Source organism: Brevundimonas sp. TWP2-3-4b2, assembly GCF_049897345.1.
In the GTDB taxonomy this organism is placed as follows: Bacteria; Pseudomonadota; Alphaproteobacteria; order Caulobacterales; family Caulobacteraceae; genus Brevundimonas.
In genome coordinates, this window is sequence record NZ_JAFCWB010000002.1 from 44,642 (window position 1) to 58,461 (window position 13,820).

Annotated in this window: 16 protein-coding genes; 3 read left to right on the forward strand and 13 right to left on the reverse strand. The window is 65.9% G+C overall.

The window, feature by feature from the left end:
- Positions 1-48 precede the first annotated feature (48 nt).
- From ACP7AS_RS03850 to ACP7AS_RS03860, 3 genes are all read right to left on the reverse strand, one after another.
- A complete protein-coding gene (locus tag ACP7AS_RS03850; RefSeq protein WP_426027541.1) occupies positions 49-909 on the reverse strand; it encodes a hypothetical protein in 861 nt (286 codons plus the stop codon).
- Positions 910-1,058: 149 nt separating this feature from the next.
- Positions 1,059-2,321, reverse strand: coding sequence for an MFS transporter (locus ACP7AS_RS03855; RefSeq protein WP_426027542.1), 1,263 nt, complete (start codon positions 2,319-2,321; stop codon positions 1,059-1,061).
- 283 nt (positions 2,322-2,604) lie between these two features.
- A complete protein-coding gene (locus tag ACP7AS_RS03860; protein ID WP_426027543.1) occupies positions 2,605-3,087 on the reverse strand; it encodes an IS6 family transposase in 483 nt (160 codons plus the stop codon).
- A gap of 159 nt (positions 3,088-3,246) precedes the next feature.
- On the opposite strand from ACP7AS_RS03860, the gene ACP7AS_RS03865 reads away from it, so the two are divergent.
- A complete protein-coding gene (locus tag ACP7AS_RS03865; protein ID WP_426027544.1) occupies positions 3,247-4,242 on the forward strand; it encodes an HAD-IC family P-type ATPase in 996 nt (331 codons plus the stop codon).
- Positions 4,239-4,421, forward strand: a complete 183-nt coding sequence (gene ccoS, locus ACP7AS_RS03870; protein WP_426027545.1) for a cbb3-type cytochrome oxidase assembly protein CcoS — start codon at positions 4,239-4,241, stop codon at positions 4,419-4,421. Before ACP7AS_RS03865 ends, ccoS begins: the two co-directional genes overlap by 4 nt.
- 508 nt (positions 4,422-4,929) lie before the next feature.
- Here the strand turns inward: ccoS and ACP7AS_RS03875 are convergent.
- Both ACP7AS_RS03875 and ACP7AS_RS03880 read right to left on the reverse strand, forming a co-directional pair.
- Positions 4,930-5,784: a patatin-like phospholipase family protein gene (locus ACP7AS_RS03875; protein ID WP_426027546.1), complete on the reverse strand. Its 855-nt coding sequence runs from the start codon at positions 5,782-5,784 to the stop codon at positions 4,930-4,932.
- The gene (locus ACP7AS_RS03880) at positions 5,784-5,996 is read right to left on the reverse strand and encodes a hypothetical protein (protein WP_426027547.1); all 213 of its coding nucleotides are present in this window, start codon (positions 5,994-5,996) and stop codon (positions 5,784-5,786) included. The genes ACP7AS_RS03875 and ACP7AS_RS03880 overlap by 1 nt, the downstream gene beginning before the upstream one ends.
- A gap of 303 nt (positions 5,997-6,299) precedes the next feature.
- Here ACP7AS_RS03880 and ACP7AS_RS03885 point away from each other — a divergent pair, with 303 nt between their 5' ends.
- On the forward strand, positions 6,300-6,452 hold the full coding sequence (locus ACP7AS_RS03885; RefSeq protein ID WP_426027548.1) for a hypothetical protein: 153 nt from the start codon (positions 6,300-6,302) through the stop codon (positions 6,450-6,452).
- On the opposite strand, the gene ACP7AS_RS03890 is transcribed toward ACP7AS_RS03885, so the two are convergent.
- The 8 genes from ACP7AS_RS03890 to ACP7AS_RS03925 form a co-directional block, all read right to left on the reverse strand.
- Complete coding sequence (locus ACP7AS_RS03890; RefSeq protein ID WP_426027549.1) at positions 6,449-6,745, reverse strand: hypothetical protein; 297 nt, start codon at positions 6,743-6,745, stop codon at positions 6,449-6,451. The two genes, ACP7AS_RS03885 and ACP7AS_RS03890, sit on opposite strands and share 4 nt — an antisense overlap.
- Entirely contained in the window at positions 6,742-7,512 is a 771-nt protein-coding gene (locus ACP7AS_RS03895) for a helix-turn-helix transcriptional regulator (protein WP_426027550.1), read from the reverse strand. The genes ACP7AS_RS03890 and ACP7AS_RS03895 overlap by 4 nt, the downstream gene beginning before the upstream one ends.
- Before the next feature lie 89 nt (positions 7,513-7,601).
- Positions 7,602-8,009, reverse strand: a complete 408-nt coding sequence (locus ACP7AS_RS03900) for a hypothetical protein (protein ID WP_426027551.1) — start codon at positions 8,007-8,009, stop codon at positions 7,602-7,604.
- 115 nt (positions 8,010-8,124) lie between these two features.
- Positions 8,125-8,718 carry a hypothetical protein gene (locus ACP7AS_RS03905; protein ID WP_426027552.1) on the reverse strand — a complete coding sequence of 198 codons (594 nt, stop codon included), beginning with the start codon at positions 8,716-8,718 and terminating at the stop codon, positions 8,125-8,127.
- 76 nt (positions 8,719-8,794) lie between these two features.
- A complete protein-coding gene (locus tag ACP7AS_RS03910; protein WP_426027553.1) occupies positions 8,795-9,178 on the reverse strand; it encodes a DUF302 domain-containing protein in 384 nt (127 codons plus the stop codon).
- Positions 9,175-9,519 carry an ArsR/SmtB family transcription factor gene (locus tag ACP7AS_RS03915; protein WP_426027554.1) on the reverse strand — a complete coding sequence of 115 codons (345 nt, stop codon included), beginning with the start codon at positions 9,517-9,519 and terminating at the stop codon, positions 9,175-9,177. Before ACP7AS_RS03915 ends, ACP7AS_RS03910 begins: the two co-directional genes overlap by 4 nt.
- On the reverse strand, positions 9,516-12,746 hold the full coding sequence (locus ACP7AS_RS03920; protein WP_426027555.1) for an efflux RND transporter permease subunit: 3,231 nt from the start codon (positions 12,744-12,746) through the stop codon (positions 9,516-9,518). The genes ACP7AS_RS03915 and ACP7AS_RS03920 overlap by 4 nt, the downstream gene beginning before the upstream one ends.
- Complete coding sequence (locus ACP7AS_RS03925; RefSeq protein WP_426027556.1) at positions 12,743-13,789, reverse strand: efflux RND transporter periplasmic adaptor subunit; 1,047 nt, start codon at positions 13,787-13,789, stop codon at positions 12,743-12,745. Before ACP7AS_RS03925 ends, ACP7AS_RS03920 begins: the two co-directional genes overlap by 4 nt.
- Between the last annotated feature and the right edge of the window lie 31 nt (positions 13,790-13,820).

Sequence of the window (13,820 nt, forward strand, 5' to 3'; positions counted from 1 at the left end):
AGAACACCGATATCGACGGAACGTCCCAATCATGGAACGATTTGGGGTCTAGCTGACTTCGGTCATCCATCCGATCCAACGGCGGTGACTGGCCTTAATGCCAACCGGATCGAGGGCGGCCTCGGCCGTCAGATATTCTTTTGGAGACAGTCCGAACGCCTCCTGGAAGACGCGTCGGGCCTGCCCCTCTCCCGAGAACCCCAGCCGCACGACCAGGTCGGCGAGTGTCTCGTCAACCGGTTCATGGCCGCCTCCCCCCTGCCCCTTCGCGTCGAGCGCGGTTCGCAAGGTGTCGAGGCGCCGTCGCTGGATGAGCCGGGCTATTCCGCCCGGTCTGTCGAACAGCCGATACAAGGTCGATCGCGAGATTCCCGTACCCGAACTGATGGTCTCCACCGACAGCGACCGGTCGCCGAGATGGTTGGCGATGTGGCGCTCGACCAGTTCGCGGCGGACGAAGGCCTGCCGGCGACTGTCCGAACTGGCCCGGGATCCGAAACCATCAACCGAAGCGAGGATATCCACAAAGGCGCGCGACAAGGGTGGCAGAGCCGAGGCCGCCAGTCCGTTGGCGCGTCGCGCCAGCGAAACCAGGAAGTCCGCCAGGATTCCGTTGTGGGGCGGTCTGAGTATTTTTCCATGCAAGCCACCGCTCGTGCCAAGGCCCGCTTCGATCAAACCGCGATCGACCGAGGCCGTGATGACATGCGCTTCGACAAACTCCGTCGACGACGACCGGCAGGTGTCGGCGACATAAATTTCACCGGCGACGGCGTGTTCAAACCCGCTCTCGGGGCTGCCGATCACACGGCCACCCAGAACCAGATGCAACACCATATGGTCGAACCCGTCCGTCCTGGATCGAACACCGCGGGAATGAACGACGCCGGTCACCCGCCGGTCGAACAACAAGACGCCGTCGAAACGCCAGGCATCAATCTCGGCGGCGAACCGGCCCCGGCCGCGCGTGACGTCCGCGCCATGGCTGTAGAGCGCCACATAATCCGGAAAGGTCGTAGCCTCCGGCCGTGCGTCGCTCGAGAACCTGAAACCCTCGATCATAGGTTGATCCCGGTTGTGCGGCCGTTTTCGCCGGCCGCGGGATCGTCCCGCCTCGTCAAGAACAGGGCCGTCCAGACGAGGAGGGCCGCCGCCGCCGTCACGATCGCAATGGCAACGGCAAGCCCGCTTCCATCCGGTGCAAGGCGGTCGCTGACGAGGCCGGTCAGATACGGGCCCGCTGCGGTTCCGACCAAGGTCACGACAAAGAAATAGACCGTGTTGGCGCTTCGTTGATCCGGACGATCCACGAGGCGCTGAAAATGGATCAGGGCCACGGCGGCTCCGAAGCCGCTTGTGGCGATCAGGATTCCCAGGCCGATCAGGACCAGGGAGAAGACGCTGCTGGCCGCTGCCAGGCATGCGGCCGCCGCCGCCAGAATCACGGATCCTCCCAGCAACAGAGCCACATCCGGACCCCGGCCCCGTCTCGCGATCCATCGGCCAGCAAGCAGGTGGCCCAAAGGCGCTGCCGTCAGGGTCAGGACGCCCACCACGACAGCAGAAACGCCCGTCTCCAGACCGTAGCGCCGATGCAGCATCGCCGGGGCCCAGGCCCCGACCGACTGCACGATCGCGATGATCCCGGCCGCCGCGGCGATCCAGCCGATGGCGCGCCTGTTCTCGCGAACCAGCCGGGCCGACACGCCCGGGAGTCCATTCGAGCGCGTCGGGAATCGCGCTGCGGGCGTCAGCCGGAGGAGAAGCCAGACGACCACAAGATTGGGTATCAGCAGCGCAGCGACGGTCCAACGCCAGGGCGAGCCCATGGCGAGGGATGCGGCGAGAGCCGTCAGGGTGGTCAGCAGCAGTCCTCCAATCAGCAGACCGCCACTTCGCCCCATGGCCGAGCTGGCGCTGAAGATCGAGAGCGCGCGCGCGCGATTTTCCGGGCCACCACCGTCCAGGAGGATCACGGCCGCAGGGAGAAAGGCCGCCTGCCCTGTGGCCAGGACGAGGCGTGAGGCAAGAAGTTCGCCAAAGCCGGAACTCAGCGCGAACCCCAGAGCCCCCAGCGTCCAGGTCGCCACGCAAAACGCCATGTACCGGTTGGGGGCCCAGGGAAACGGCCGTAAGCTCGTGCAAAGCAGGGCGAGCAAATAGCCGACAATAAAGGGAGCGCCCTGAAGCGATCCGATCTGTGCATCCGAGAGCGCAAAGCGATTCCGCAGATCCGTGGCCACAACGGCTGCCATGCTGCGGTCGGCATTGGCCAGGAACTGCGCCGTGGAGAGAAGCGCCACCAGCGACCACGGCACCACGGCTCGTTCTGAACGCGAACTGTACAAACGCTACGACTTAATCTTGGGGCCGGGTGGCGGCTGGCGACGGTAGATTCAATGACTCCTCCGAAACCCATGGTAGGGCTGAACGCGCCCAATGCAATCCGCTGCTTCTGTTCCTTGCGCCGCCTGATCGACCGGTACGAGTTCCCGGCAGGATTGTAATTGAGGCACTGTTGCGACGACGGGCGCAGTCTCGGGTTCTGGTGGGTGCTGACAGGTCAATTGCGCCAAATCGAAAGCCGCCCTGCCCTGCCTGAAATCAGGCAGCCGCAGCCGCCTGGTGCAGATGCCTCAGATCCTGCCGATCAAGCGGTGCCCCGTAGGACAGGGGGCCGTCGGTCGTGATCGGCTCCGGCTCGACCGGCTGATTGTGAAGCAGATGTCCGAGCAACCTCAGCGCCGCCTCTGGGTCCCGCCGGTGCCGGACCACAAGGTCCATGACCTCGCCTTCCTCATCAACCGCGCGCCACAGGTCCATCCGCTTACCGCCGATCGAGCAGACCATCTCGTCGGGATGCCAGCGGGGAGTCGGTGCCCCTCGCCGCGTCTTCAGCCGCCGCGCGATCAGAGGCCCAAACCTGATGCTCCAGCACCGGATCTTTTCGTAGCTGACCTCAATCCCCCGCTGCGCCGGCAACTCCTCGACGTCTCGGAAACTGAGGTTAAACCGCAAGTACAGCCACACGGCGTGACGGATTGCGTCCGCCGGAAACCGGTAGCGTTTGAACGAAATCGGCTTCACGAACCACTAGCCCCGACAGCGGCTTGGGCCGACTTTGACGGAAACCTTCTGGCGTTTGCCTGACAGCACCACCGAGGTGTTGCATTAACCTGTCAAACACGCACCAGGATACCACTGGCAACCGCAGCATCTACGGCCCGACGCAGCTCAGCCTCTTCGATGAAGTCGAACTCTGCCATCATCCCCTGCGCCCTCGGCCTCGCCGTCCCCGCCGTTCAGATCGTGGCCTCCTCCCGCCTGTTCCGTCGCGGTGTCCTGGTCAAATCCGGGGCTGCACTGGAGCGGCTGGCGGAGGTCGACCATGTCGTCTTCGACAAGACCGGCGTCCTTACCGAAGGGCGGCCGATCGTCATCGAGACCCCGATGTCCGTCATCCTGCTGGCGGCCCCTCTGGCAAGAGCCTCGAACCATCCCATGGCGAAGGCGGTGGCGCGCACGGCCGGGCCGGGCGAGACCGCGACGGAGGTGGTCGAACGGGTCGGTCTGGGCGTCGAAGGTCTGATCGACCGACGTCGGGCCCGGCTCGGGCGCGCGGCCTTTGTCGGCGTGCCGACGGTGCGCTCCAGTGAGACGGAACTGTGGTTCGGATTTGACGACGGGCCGAAGGTTCGCCTGCGCTTCTCGGACGCTCCGAGATCAGACGCGGCCCAAACGGTCGCCGCTCTGCGCGCACGGGGCCTGACCGTCGAAATTCTCTCCGGGGATCAGCCGAAGGTCGTCGAGGCGGTGGCGGGGTCGGTCGGCGTCTCGACCTGGCGGGGCGGTCTCCTGCCCGAGGAAAAAGCCGCGGTGATCGACACCCTGACCGCCGCGGGTCGCAAGGTGCTCATGGTTGGCGATGGCCTGAACGACGCACCGGCTCTCGCTCGCGCCCATGCCGGCATCGCTCCGGGGTCAGCGATTGAAGCCAGCCAGAACGCGGCGGACCTGGTCCTGACGCACGAGGGGCTGATGGGTGTCATCGAGGCGATCGACGTGGCGCGCGCCGCCCGGAGCCGCGCTCTGGAGAATTTCGGCTTTGCGGCGCTCTACAACCTCATCGCCGCACCGGCCGCCATGATCGGCCTCGTCAACCCGTTCGTCGCTGCGCTCGCCATGTCGGGTTCGTCGCTTGTGGTCACATTGAACGCGCTCAGGCTCAGGGGCTCCCGATGAACATCCTCCTCCTGCTGGCTCCGTTCTCGGTCGTGCTGGGGCTGATCGCGGTGGCGGCGTTCGTATGGACGCTGCGGTCCGGGCAGTATGACGATATCAGCGGGTCGGCCGAGCGAATCCTGCTGGACGAGGCCGATCCCCTTCCCACTCCGACCGACCCGGAAAGTCCTCCGACCTGACTTCCAGACGCTGACTGTCCTCACTCCGCACGGGCTGTGTCCGCCCAAGCCGATCGCGGTGACCGGGCGGCACCTGGCGTCCTTGTCATGACCCAGGCGACCGAGCCTTTCCGCTACATAGAAGGCCAAACGGGCCGCCGCCCTTGGCGAGGTGGAAGACGATCGCCGAACCGGCCTTGCGTTGCCTGCCCTGCCGGCAAGAGAGGTTTAATTCAACGCCATCGGATCTGGCGCATCGCTGACCGTTGACATGGTGCAACCTGGGTTTCGGGGGCAGCGCCATAAACCACCCAACCTTCCGCGCTGGATTGAATGCGCGTTGATCCTGTTCGCGACAGCGGTCTGGCGGCGATGATAGGGTTCCTGATCTTTACCGTCTGGCTGATCTGGACCGGAATCTGTTGATTCAAACCCTTCTGCGAACCCGTTCATGATGAAGGTTAAGTCGCAGCTTCTGGGCCAAGCGTCCGCGTTCCGACAATGATGAGACGCAGAGGACTGGACGGAGTCAGTGCCAGGCGCTGCCGTCGCGCGCGCCACGACGGCCCAGTTCATAGACCGCCCGCATCGCCTCGGGGCTGAAGTCCAGCGGCGAGGCCTCGGAGTCGTCCGGGAGAGCCGCATAGCGGAAGAAGATGTCGTTGCGCTGGGCGAAGGCGCGATTGCCGGCCAGCGTGGTCATCAGGGAAGCACGCAGCATGGCATCAACACTGCGCCCCAAAACACCCCGCAGACTATCTTGCGTAATCGCGAAGGTCGGCGACGTGCGTCCGTTGATGACGATATAGAAGCGAGCATCCGCCAACGTTCCGGTCGACTCCCGGAACGACCACAGAGTCTCTGGCACGGCAAGGAACGGAGTGGTCACGCCGCCGTCCACATGCATTTCCTCGAACTGGACGCCGTCATTGGCGGCGCGGATCAGGACCGGGGGGAAGGCCCCCGGTATGCTCGCCGAGGCGATCAGCACGGACCGGAACAAATCCAGTGCCTCGGGCGTGCCCTTGGACGCGATCGCCCCCATGTCCCGGCTTACACCGCGCTGGGCATCGAGGTCGGTGGTCGCAATCAGAAGCACCCGGCCCTTGGCGTATTCGGCCGCAACGCCGCGAAGCAGGTCGGCAGTTACATAGCGCTCCACAAGAGCCCGCAACGGTTCGCCCTTGTAGATGCCTGATCCGAACAGCGCGCCAAGTCCTTGGGACTGCAGCAGGTTTGAGGCCGCACCGCCGATGTAGGCCTCCTCCAGTTCGTCGTCATGGTCCGAACCGAGGAAGACAAAAGGCGCCGCCAGTGCGCCGGTCGATACGCCGGTGACCACTTCAAAATCAGGGCGGGTGCCGGTCTCGGTCCATCCCCTCATCAGGCCGGCGGTGAAAGCTCCGTTCGAACACCGCCCGACAGGGCGATAAAATCGTGGGTGCCATCAGGGCCCACAAGGATGCCGTCTTGGAAGGCCTGCTGGAACAGGGCGGCCCGGTCCGGAGCATCCAGATATACCCGGATAGGATGGCCAGCGGTCCCGATCAGTCCCAGGGGCGCTGCTTCGTCGCGAGCCTGCACGTCAAAGGCCATACGCGGCCCGCCTGCGCAGCCTGTAACGCCCAGACCCAGGCAGACAATCAGAGACAGGGCGACCCGGCGCATCCGTCACCGTATCAGGCGGGCTAAGACAGAATCATGACAGCGTTCAGACCTGCCGAAGTGGCTGTTCACCCGCTCGAGGCGGCTGGCCCCTCACAGAGCTCGCAAATCCAGACGCCCGGGCCACAAACAACGTCCGATGACCCTCGTTGGATAACAGCCCTTGCGTTCAAGTGGCAGACCGCAGCCGGCGATAGAACCTGACCATCGTCAATCAGAACTGAGAAGACTTCGATGCCTGCCACCGATCAAACTATCGCTCCGGCCGCCGATCTGGCTGCCGTCAGCGGGTCCTGCGCCGCAGAGGGCGTTTGCGCCTGCGGTCCAGACTGCCAGTGCGGCGACACCTGCCGCTGCACGACCGAGGCGAACTGCGCCCCGAACTAGGTCTGCCGGATTGAGGGCCGACCTGAGGGTCGGCCCTTCTTCATGTTTGCAGCCTTGGACAACATCGAACTGGCCGCTCTGGCTTCAACCTGGAGCACCTGGCTCATCATGACCGCTGTTCGGCTGGCCCAAGTGAGTTGCGCCGGCCTCTTTTTGACCGGGTTGGCCAGCGCGTTGTCCATTGCCGCGCCATCAGCATCTACATTTCTTGCCAGATCACCGCTGAAATTGCTGGCTTCCTCGTACTGTTCACGGCCGCGCTTCCCCGCCTTCTCGCTTGATCGAAGGATCAAGTCAGCATCTGCAGGGCAGTAGGCGCGATCCCGAACATCCGCCTGAACGTGCGGCTCAGGTGAGCGGAATCCGAGAACCCGGCCTCGTGCGCGGCCGCCGTGAGCGGCGATCCCGTCGCCACAATGGCAACGGCCCGGCTGAGCCTCAGCCACAGCAGGTAGGTCTTGAACGGCAAGCCGGTCTGCTCGACGAACAGGTGCCGCAATCGGCTCGAAGAGAGCCCGGCCACAGGGACGGCGTCCGCCAGACTCAGGGTCCGATCCAGCCGCTCATTCGCCCACGAGATGACCTTGCGAATCCGGTAATCGGGGATCTCGGCACGTTCATCGGCGGCAAGCACGGCTGTGAGTCTCCGTCCCCACGCGACAATCTCGCTGTCCGGGGCCCGCCAGTCGGACGTCCTGAATGCGTCCAGTTCGGCGGCAAGGATTGGTGACGGTGCAAGCTCGGTGAGCGACCCCACAATGTGGCGGGCCGCCACCGCTCGACCCAGCCGGCTCTCCGGTTCAACGAAGAGAAGTGCGAAGCGCCCCTCCGCCTCAAACCGATGAAGGGCATCCGCCGCCACCACCGCATCTCGCGCTAGGCTGGCGTCGTCATCACCGACAAGGCGGAAACGACCGCCAAGACCGAGCGTCACCTGAATCGCGTGGTGAGCGTGGAAACCGGTGCTTCGCGTTTCGCCCTGTTCGAACCGGGCAGCATCAACGAGCCAGAGGCTCCCGCCTTGCCAGAGCACGACACGCGTTTGCGCCAGAACCTCCATAGCCAAGGCTTAGCTGCTGTGAAGCCTGTTTGGAAGAACGGCGAGACGCCAGGCACTGCAGGCTGGAACCATCCTGCGGCTCAGGTCGATCAGGCAAATCCGGCCTTCACGCCGCCGCTTGGCATAAGCCGCCAGGCCAAAAAGACCCCGGCCACGACGTCGTAGGCCATGCAGAACATGGGCCACCACACGGGCACGCCCGGGTTCGTGAAGAGGGCGGGGTGAAAGATGTCGTAGACGCCGTGACCGACGAGGCCGGCGACCACCCACCAGAGGCTCGTGCGAAAGCCCAGGACAGAAACACCAATAAAGATCGTCGTCGGCAACAGCTCTGAGACCAAGGCTGTGGTTGAGCCACCCAGGACGGCGAAGAGTTCGTAGAGAATGGCGATCACGATCAGGATCACAGGGTATGCCGCGCGGTCTTTGTCCAGGCCCACACCCCAAAGGAACAGGCCCACCAGAGCCGCGAGGCCGACACCGATTGCATATTCCACGGGTTCTCTCCTCTTGATGCCTTTCAACTGGGCCCGCCGCGAGGAAGCGACTTGAACGCAGGGGTCGAAACCGGACCACGGGGATTGGTGAATCAGCCAAGCGGTGGTGGCCGCCTCAGACCCCCACCGGCCTGAGGTCGATGGCCGCCCGGGCCAATCGCTTGTAAAGCCTGCGCCGACGGACCAGCGGCCACCAGTCGTACAGAAATATCTGGATCGGTCGCCAATTGGCGACCCAGCCAAGGATGATCAGTCCCTCGTCGAAAAAGCGGCCGACATAGCCCTCTCCGGCCCGCCTGCTGACCTCCGCCCCGAGAACAACGCACAGGGCGAGCATCACCAGCCCGATGGCGAGCGAGGCGCGGCCTACCCTGAACAGCTCCGTCAGCTCCCACCCCGTAACGGCGGCTCGATAGTCGAAATAGTTGCGCATCGCGTCGGCGATATGCGCGGCATTCTCGCGTTCCGCCTCCTCCGGGGGCAGGTGGACCACGATGTGGATTGGTTTCGTCCCTCCCTGTTCGCGCGCCCCGGCGACAACATATTCCTCAACCGCCGCGTCCAGATCCCGCTCACGGAACGGCAGCGGATCCAGAGACTGAAACAACTGACCAATCTCACGAATCTTGAGTTCAATCGGGCGGCCAAGCGAGGGTGTGGATGCGTCCTGAACAGCCTTGATCCGGCTTCCTTCGGCCCGCGTGACCATGCGATCCTCCCCTGCTGCTCCGCCTTCGATCGCCTGCAGCGATGTCAGCCCGGAGACGTCTCACCTTGTCCCGGAGTCAGACCTCGTCAACGGCCGACCGCAGATATTTCCCCACCGTTCGCGCGTGACCCAGCAAGGCCGGGTTTTCGATCGCGCTCATCGATGAGGCCGGATCGACGGCGAAGACCTCTACGCCGCGTTCGGTCTGTTGGACGACGACGTTGCAGGGAAGCATGACGCCGACGTGGGGCTCCATCAGCAGGGCCTCATGGGCCATGACGGGGTTGCAGGCCCCGAGGATGCGGTAGGGGCGGAAATCCTCCCCGATCTTCGCCTTCAACGTGGCCTGGACGTCGATTTCTGTCAGGACGCCGAAGCCGTGTTTCTGCAGGGCGGCGCGGGTGCGCTCGACGACGGCGTCGAAATCACCCTCGATGAGGCGGGCATGAAAATAGGTCATGAGGTCTTGTCCTTGGGTTTGTCGCGATAGATGTCGCAGAGCAGGCTGATGACCCGGGCCGCGTCCGGATCGACGATGCCGTAGTAAATGGTCTGGGCGTCGCGGCGCGGGGCGATGACGCCGGCGTCACGCAGGCGCGCCAAGTGCTGGGAACAGGCCGACTGCGACAGGCCGACGAACGCAGCCAACTCGCCGACGGCGCAGTCGCCCTCGCTGAGGCGGCACATCAGCATCAGCCGCTGTTCATTGGCGAACAGCCGCATCAGCCGGGCCGCCGGCGCTGCACTGGCCTCGAGCTCGACCAGAGCGGCCGCGTTCGGCCTGGGCAGGATATCGGTCATGTGTTCGCCTCCGCGGGCCCGGTACCGGCCACGGGCCGGTCGTCGTCCTTCAACGCGATATAGATCGCCGGGATCACCAACACCGTCAGAATGGTCGAGGAGATCAGGCCGAACAACAGGGAGATGGCCAGGCCCTGGAAGATCGGATCGAACAGGATCACGCTCGCACCGATCATGGCCGCGAGGGCCGTGAGCAGGATCGGCTTGAAGCGGATAGCCCCGGCCTCGAGCAGGACCTCCCGCAGCGGTCGTCCCGGCGTTCGGGCATGGCGGATGAAGTCGACCAGCAGAATCGAGTTTCGCACGATGATCCCCGCCAGGGCGATGAAACCGATCATGGAGGTGGCGGTGAACGGTGCGCCGAACAGCATATGGCCGATGACGATACCGATCAGTGTCAGGGGGATGGGCGTCAGGATCACCAGCGGAATGCGGAAATCCTTGAACTGGGCGACGACCAGAACATAGATTCCCAGCAGGGCCACGCCGAAGGCGGCCCCCATGTCGCGGAACGTCACCCAGGTGATCTCCCATTCGCCGTCCCACAGCACGCTGGGCACGGTTTCGTCTGTCGGCTGGCCGTTGAGGCGGACCTCGGGACGCGGCAGACCCTTCCAGTCGTGGGCCTTGATGGCGGAGTCGATCGCGAGGATGCCGTAGATCGGGGCCTCGAACTGGCCCGCCAGTTCGGCGGTGACCATTTCGGCAGCCCGGCCGTCGCGGCGATAGACGGGCCAGCTGGCCAACTCGTTGCGAGCCTCGACCACTTCACCGAGCTCGACCAGCCGCCGACCGCCGTCGATCGTGGTCATGGCGACCGGCATGACGGCCATCTGCTCATTCCACGTCCGCGCAGACTGGGGCAGACGAACGGCGATCTCGACCGGGGTGCGTTCATTGTCGCGCGCGGCATAGCCGAGGATCTGGCCGCCCATGATGGCAGCAATGGACTCATGCACATCGCGCTCGGACAGGCCGAACCGCTCGATCTTCTCGCGGTCGGGGATCAGGCGCAGGACCGGCCGGCGAACGCCGTAGCTGTTGTCCACATCGACGACCGAGGACTGTGCGCGGAACAGGGTTTCCAGCTCGGCGGCCACGGCGCGTCGGGTCACGGGATCGGGGCCGTAGACCTCGGCCAGCAGGGTCGCCAGCACCGGCGGCCCCGGCGGGGCTTCGACGACCTTGATCGACGATCCCGCCGGCAGCGGCAGGTCCGCGAGACGACGGCGCAGGTCGAGGGCGATGGCGTGGCTGCTGCGATCGCGCTCGCCTTTGGGTGCCAGCATCACCGCCAGATCACCCTGTTCCGCGCCGGCGCGCAGGAAGTAATGACGCACCAGGCCGTTGAAATTGAACGGCGCGGCGGTCCCGGCATAGCTCTCCAGCGACTCCACCTCGGCCAGGGTGCCGGCCACGGCCGCCGCTCCCGCGAGGGTGCGTTCAGTGGTCTCGAGGCTGGTTCCCTCGGGCATGTCCAGCACGACCTGCAGCTCGGACTTGTTGTCGAACGGCAGCAGTTTCACCGGTACCGCCCGGAAGCCGAACATCGACATGGACAGCAGCGTGGCGAGCCCGACCACGATCAGGAAGGTCCACGCACTGCGGCGCGAGCGGATGACCGGGGCCGCCACCTTGCGATACAGGCGACCCAGCATGCCCTCGCCGTGCTCGTGACCCTTTCCCCCGTCCAGGGTCTTGCGGGCCAGACGGATCATCAGCCAGGGCGCGATGATGACGGCGACGAAGAAGGAGAAGACCATGGCCGCCGAGGCGTTGACCGGGATCGGGGCCATATAGGGGCCCATCAGGCCCGAGACGAACAGCATGGGCAGCAGGGCGGCGACCACGGTCAGGGTCGCGACCACGGTCGGATTGCCGACCTCGGCCACGGCCTCGACGGTGGCCTGGGCGCGGCTGCGTCCGTCATTCATGGCCCAGTGGCGGGCGATGTTCTCGATCATGACGATCGCGTCGTCGACCAGGATGCCGATCGAGAAGATCAGGGCGAACAGGCTGACACGGTTGATGGTGTACCCCATCAGATTGGACGCGAAGAGGGTCAGCAGGATGGTCGTGGGGATCACTACAGCCGTCACGCCCGCCTCGCGCCAGCCGATGGCGAAGCCGATCAGGATGACGATGGAGAGCGTGGCCAGGCCAAGATGCATGAGCAGCTCATTGGCCTTTTCGTTGGCGGTCTCGCCATAGTCGCGGGTGACCACGACATCCAGGCCTTCCGGGATCAGCGTGCCTTTCAGAGCCTCGACCCGCTGCATCACCGCGTGCGAGACGACCACGGCATTGGCCCCCTGGCGTTTGGCGATCGCCAGGCTGACGGCGGGTGTCCGGCTCCATCCATCCCCGTGGCGGGCATAGTGGGCGGCGCGCGCCTGGTCCTCACGCGGTGCCTGAACGATGGTCGCGACGTCGCGCAGGTAAACAGGCTCCCCGGCCATCGAACGGACGGTCAGCAGGGACGCGTCGTCGGGCGTGGCCAGCCGCTCGCCCGAGCGCAGGGCCACGGCCTGACCCTGGTCGCGGAAGCTGCCGGCAGGAAAGCTGCGGTTGGCCTGGGCGACGGTCTCCAGCACCGTGGACAGGGCCACGCCGCGCGCGGCCATGCGGGCGGGGTCGGGCTCGACCCGGATTTCAGACGGTCGGCCGCCGACGATGAAGGTCAGGCCGACGTCGTCGACCTTCCCGACCTCCGTGCGCAGCCGGGCGGCGACATCATAGAGGGCCTGATCGCTCCAGCGCGCGGCAGCGTTGGCGCGCGGGGTCAGCGTCAGGACGACCGCGGGCACATCATTGATGCCGCGCGTGACAATCTGCGGCTCCGAGACCCCGACAGGAATGGAACCGTAGTTGGCGCGCACCTTCTCATGGACTCGAACCGCCGCGTCGTCCGGGTCCGAGCCGACCACGAAACGGGCCGTGACCATGACCTGGTCATCCTGCACCTGGGTGTAGACGTGCTCGACGCCGTCGATGCTGCGCACGATCGCTTCCAGCGGCTTGGCCGCCAGTTCCGTAGCGTCGGAGGCGCTCAGCCCGGGCGCCGCGACCATGATATCGACCATCGGCACGCTGATCTGCGGCTCCTCCTCGCGGGGGATCGACAGCACGGCCATCAGGCCGACGGCGATCGCCGCCAGCAGCATCAGGGGGGTCAGGGGCGAATTGAGAGTGGCGCGCGTCAGCCGCCCGGAAAGGCCGAGGTTCATCGGGCGCGCCCCCCGCTCGCAGATTCAGGGGCGAGAACCACATCACCGGCGGCCAGGCCAGACAGCACCTCGACACGATCCTCGCCGGCCGGGCCCGCCAGCTGGACCGGGGCCTCGCTGACGCGACCGGCGCGGTCGACGGTGCGGACAAAGTCGATGCCGTAGCGCGTGGAGACGACCCGGCGCGGCACGACGAGCGCGCGCCGCTGGCCAACGGGGACCTGGACCGTAACGCGCTGGCCCACCCGGTCGCTGGTCAGGCCGGTGACCGAGATGTCTGCGGTGGTCCGCCCGGCCGTGGACGCGGGATAGACCTGGGCGATGGTAGCCACGCCCGCGCCCGGTAGATCACCGGCGGAGACAATCACGGTCTGGCCGACCCGCAGGTTACGACCCTGGGCCTCGGGCAGTTCGAGGCGCAGGACCAGCGGTCCCGCAGTGATCGTTGCGACCGACTGGCCGGCGCTGACAACCGAACCCGCGGGTACGTCGGCGGTCAGAACCCGGCCGGAGGCCGGGGCAACGATACTGCCCTGGGCGCCGGTTTCGGCGCTGGCAGAGCGCTGGGCACGCGCCGCCCGGACCTGGGCGTCGGCAGCCTGGGACCCGGCCCGGGCCTGATCAAGTCGGGCCTGGGCGTAGAAGCCGCGATCGAAAAGGGTCTGCACGCGCGACAGGTCCGCTCTCGCCCGCACCGCCTCGGCCTCGACCGCCGCGACCTGGGCCCCGAGGGCGGCGGTCTCCATACCCACGCGGGCGTCGACGACAACACCGATGACCTGTCCCTGCCGGACCACGTCGCCCTCGCGCACATTCAGCCGCACGAGGGTGCCGGGGATGCGCGCCCGCGCCTCGGCCAGATCGCGTGAGGCGACCACGGCTGACGCCGGCTTGACGGCGTCGATGGTCTGTTCCGCGACCGTGAATCGTTCACCGCGCGCGGGGGCGGTCGCCGCGACCTCGGGCTCTCCGCCGCAGGCCGACAATCCGCTGGCCAGAACGGCGATGGCGAGAGCGGCGAACAGGGCCGAGGACTTCTTCACTGGAGCATCCTTATGTAAGCTTGTTCTAATA

Coding starts and splice junctions, on each gene's coding strand:
- ACP7AS_RS03915 (WP_426027554.1), bottom strand. CDS start 9,519: ATGACCGATATCCTGCCCAGGCCGAACGCGGCCGCTCTGGTCGAGCTC.
- ccoS (WP_426027545.1), top strand. CDS start 4,239: ATGAACATCCTCCTCCTGCTGGCTCCGTTCTCGGTCGTGCTGGGGCTG.
- ACP7AS_RS03875 (WP_426027546.1), bottom strand. CDS start 5,784: ATGAGGGGATGGACCGAGACCGGCACCCGCCCTGATTTTGAAGTGGTC.
- ACP7AS_RS03895 (WP_426027550.1), bottom strand. CDS start 7,512: ATGGAGGTTCTGGCGCAAACGCGTGTCGTGCTCTGGCAAGGCGGGAGC.
- ACP7AS_RS03880 (WP_426027547.1), bottom strand. CDS start 5,996: ATGGCCTTTGACGTGCAGGCTCGCGACGAAGCAGCGCCCCTGGGACTG.
- ACP7AS_RS03885 (WP_426027548.1), top strand. CDS start 6,300: ATGCCTGCCACCGATCAAACTATCGCTCCGGCCGCCGATCTGGCTGCC.
- ACP7AS_RS03905 (WP_426027552.1), bottom strand. CDS start 8,718: ATGGTCACGCGGGCCGAAGGAAGCCGGATCAAGGCTGTTCAGGACGCA.
- ACP7AS_RS03865 (WP_426027544.1), top strand. CDS start 3,247: ATGAAGTCGAACTCTGCCATCATCCCCTGCGCCCTCGGCCTCGCCGTC.
- ACP7AS_RS03920 (WP_426027555.1), bottom strand. CDS start 12,746: ATGAACCTCGGCCTTTCCGGGCGGCTGACGCGCGCCACTCTCAATTCG.
- ACP7AS_RS03910 (WP_426027553.1), bottom strand. CDS start 9,178: ATGACCTATTTTCATGCCCGCCTCATCGAGGGTGATTTCGACGCCGTC.